The sequence below is a fragment of the Desulfurispora sp. genome (assembly GCF_052744395.1).
Genome location: NZ_JBRAJI010000079.1, coordinates 1 through 3,889, shown reverse-complemented (window position 1 = coordinate 3,889; position 3,889 = coordinate 1). Strand labels below are relative to the sequence as shown.

The following is a 3,889-nucleotide window of genomic DNA, read 5'->3' as shown; positions in this document are numbered from 1 at the left end:
TTGTCGCAAAAGACACGCATCACCTTGGTGTGTGGGGCGGCGTTTTACCTAAGCGCGAAAACACCGCCCCCCCACGCTGGCTTGGGGCAAACGCAAAGGTGGTGATCCCACATGCCGGTCTTTCAGGACTATTATCAAATACTGGGCGTGGAACGCGGTGCCAGCGACAAAGAGATCAAAGCCGCCTACCGCAAGCTGGCCCGCCAGTACCACCCCGACCTGTTCACCGACCCCCAGGAAAAACAACAGGCCGAAGAAAAATTCAAGCAGATCAACGAAGCCTACGAAGTGCTGGGTGATCCGGAAAAGCGGGCCAAATACGACCGGCTGGGTGCGGGCTGGCAGGCCGGCCAGCAGTGGCAGCCGCCGCCCGACATGGGCGACTTTTTCTTCTACCAGGGCGACCCGGCCGGCTTCACCGGCTTTGGCAGCGGCTTTTCCGACTTCTTTGAAATGCTCTTCGGCCGGGAGGCCGCCTTTAGCGCCGCCCGGCGCACCCGCCGCAGCCCCCGGGCGCGGCGCGGCCAGGACCTGGAAAGCCAGCTGGAGCTCACCCTGGAGGAAGCCTACCGGGGCGGCAGCAAAACCATCCAGCTGAGCAGCCCGCAGCCCTGCCCGGACTGCCACGGGGAAGGCCTGACCGCGGGCGGCCTGTGCCCGCGCTGCGGCGGCACGGGCCGCCTGCCCCAAACCCGCACCCTGGAGGTGAAAATACCGCCCGCTTTAAGTGAGGGCAGCCGCATCCGCTTAAAAGGGCAGGGCGGGGAGGGGGCGGCAGGAGGTGCCCGCGGCGACCTCTACCTGACCGTAAAACTGCTGCCCCACCCGCAGTTCAAACTGCAGGGCGAGGACATCTACAGCACGGCCACCATCACCCCGGACCAGGCCGTCCTGGGCGACAAAATAGCCGTGCCCACTCTGGACGGCCCGGTCACGGTCACCGTGCCACCCGGCCTGCGCAGCGGCCAGAAGCTGCGCCTGAAGGGCAAGGGCTGGCCCGTAAAGGGCGGCGGCCGGGGCGACCAGTACGTGCAGATAGCCATTGACCTGCCCGCACACCTCTCGGCGGAAGAGCGGGAACTGTACAGGCAACTGGCCCAATTGCGCCTGGGCAGAAGATAGCACTGCAACGCAAAGCGGGGGCAGGTTCTTCCTGAACAAGTGGACCGAAGTAATAGCCACACAGAACACAAAGCCGCAATAGCGAAAGGGGGGCAATATCATGGACCTGAGCCGCTACACCCAGAAATCCCGCGAAGCGATCATGGCCGCCCAGAACCTGGCTCTGGAAAAACATCACCAGGAGCTCACCGGCAAACACCTGCTTTTAGCCCTTTTGGAACAGGAGGGCGGGCTGGTGCCGCGCCTTTTGCAGCAGGCCGGAGGCGACCCGGACGGCCTTTTGCATAAAACCCGCGCGCTGCTCTCCCGCCAGCCTGCCGTGCACGGTGCCGCCGCCGGGCTGCACCTGAGCCCGGCCCTGGCCCGCACACTGGCCCGAGCGGAAAAAGAAGCCCGCGAGATGAAGGACCAGTACATCAGCACCGAGCACCTGCTGCTGGCCCTGCTCGATGAAGGCGAACCCGAACTAAAAGAAGCCCTGGCCGCCGCCGGCGCCCGCCGCGACGGCATCCTTACGGCCCTGCGCGCCGTGCGGGGCAACCAGCGCGTCACCAGCGACAACCCGGAGGAAACCTACGAAGCCCTGGAAAAATACGGCCGCGATCTCACCCAACTGGCCGCCGCCGGCAAACTGGACCCGGTGATCGGCCGGGACGAGGAAATCCGCCGCACCATGGAAATCCTCTCCCGCCGCACCAAAAATAACCCGGTGCTCATCGGCGAGCCCGGCGTGGGCAAAACCGCCATTGTGGAGGGCCTGGCCCGGCGCATTGTGGCCGGCGACGTGCCCGAGGGGCTGAAAAACAAGCGCATCATCGCCCTGGACATGGGCGCCCTGATTGCCGGCGCCAAATACCGGGGCGAATTTGAAGAGCGCCTCAAAGCCGTGCTCAAAGAAGTGCAGCAGTCCGAAGGGCGCATCATCCTGTTCATTGACGAACTGCACACCGTGGTGGGCGCCGGCGCGGCCGAAGGGGCCATGGACGCCGGCAACCTCTTAAAGCCCATGCTGGCCCGGGGCGAACTGCGGGCCATCGGCGCCACCACCCTGGACGAATACCGCAAACACATCGAAAAGGACGCCGCCCTGGAGCGGCGCTTCCAGCCCGTGCTGGTACAGCCGCCCACGGTGCAGGACACCATCTCCATCCTGCGCGGCTTAAAAGAGCGCTACGAAGTGCACCACGGCGTGCGCATCAAGGACAGCGCCCTGGTGGCGGCCGCCGTGCTCTCGGACCGCTACATTTCCGACCGCTTCCTGCCCGACAAGGCCATCGACCTGGTGGACGAAGCGGCGGCCCGCCTGCGCAACGAGATCGACAGCCTGCCCGCCGAGCTGGACGAAATCACCCGCCAGGTGATGCAGCTGGAGATTGAAGAGGCCGCCCTGAAGAAAGAGGACGACCCGGCCTCCCGGGAGCGGCTGAAAAAGCTGCAGGCTCAGCTGGCCGACTTAAAAGCCGCCGCCGCGGCCATGCAGGCCCAGTGGCAGACCGAAAAGCAGACCATCTCCCGCCTGCGCCAGCTGAAAAAAGAAATCGAAGATACCAAGCTGGAAATTGAAAAGGCCGAGCGGGAATATGACTTAAACCGCATGGCCGAGCTCAAATACGGCCGCCTGCACGACTTAGAACGCCGCCTGAAAGCCGAGGAAGAACGCCTGGCCGGCAAGCAAAAGCACAACATGTTGCTCAAGGAAGAAGTGGATGAAGCCGAGATTGCCGCCGTGGTCAGCCGCTGGACCGGCATCCCGGTCAGCCGCCTCATGGAGGGCGAAAAGCAAAAACTGCTCCGCCTGGAGGAAGTGCTGCACGAGCGGGTGATCGGCCAGGACCAGGCCGTGCAGGCCGTGGCCGACGCCGTGCTGCGGGCCCGGGCGGGCATCAAGGACCCGGGCCGCCCCATCGGCAGCTTCATCTTCCTGGGGCCCACTGGCGTGGGCAAAACCGAGCTGGCCCGCACCCTGGCCCAGGCCCTCTTTGACGACGAGCGCAACATGATCCGCCTGGACATGTCGGAATACATGGAAAAACACGCCGTAGCCCGGCTGATTGGCGCCCCGCCCGGTTACGTGGGCTACGACGAGGGCGGCCAGCTCACCGAGGCGGTGCGCCGCCGCCCCTACAGCGTGGTGCTCTTTGACGAAATAGAAAAGGCCCACCCCGACGTGTTCAATATCATGCTGCAGATCCTGGACGATGGGCGGCTCACCGATGGCAAGGGCCGCACGGTGGATTTCAAAAACACCGTGATCATCATGACCTCCAACATCGGCAGCCAGGAAATCCTGGACTTTGCCCGGCGCGGCGTGCAGGACTACACCGCCATGAAGGAAGCCGTGATGCAGCTCCTGCGCCGCCAGTTCCGGCCCGAGTTTTTAAACCGGGTGGACGAAGTGGTGGTCTTCCACGCCTTGAGCCTGGAGCACATGCGCCAGATCACCGCCCTGGTGCTGGAGCGCCTGGCCGCCCGCCTCAAGGACAGCGCCGACCTCACCCTCACCTGGTCGGACGAAGCCCTGACCTTTTTGGCCAACCAGGGCTACGACCCGGGCTTCGGCGCCCGGCCTTTAAAGCGCCTGGTGCAGCAGGCCGTAGAGACACCTTTAAGCCGCCTGCTGGTGGCCGGCGAGGCCATACCCGGCAGCCGCGTGCACATAGATGTGCAGGACGGCCGGGTGGTGGTGCAGGCGGAAAAGGCCTAAAACATTACGTTATTCCTGGATCCGTGATACCATCTCACCAATAACCATTTTCAGGCATAATCT

Annotated in this window: 2 protein-coding genes; both read left to right on the top strand. The window is 64.3% G+C overall.

The window, feature by feature from the left end:
• The first annotated feature begins 111 nt into the window (after positions 1–111).
• A complete protein-coding gene (locus tag ACUVTU_RS13105; RefSeq protein WP_445890401.1) occupies positions 112–1,122 on the top strand; it encodes a DnaJ C-terminal domain-containing protein in 1,011 nt (336 codons plus the stop codon).
• Positions 1,123–1,222: 100 nt separating this feature from the next.
• On the top strand, positions 1,223–3,826 hold the full coding sequence (gene clpB, locus ACUVTU_RS13100; RefSeq protein ID WP_445890400.1) for an ATP-dependent chaperone ClpB: 2,604 nt from the start codon (positions 1,223–1,225) through the stop codon (positions 3,824–3,826).
• Positions 3,827–3,889 lie beyond the last annotated feature (63 nt).

Bases quoted from the DNA above. Each gene is read 5' to 3' on its own strand.
- ACUVTU_RS13105 (WP_445890401.1), top strand. From the start codon at position 112: ATGCCGGTCTTTCAGGACTATTATCAAATACTGGGCGTGGAACGCGGT.
- clpB (WP_445890400.1), top strand. From the start codon at position 1,223: ATGGACCTGAGCCGCTACACCCAGAAATCCCGCGAAGCGATCATGGCC.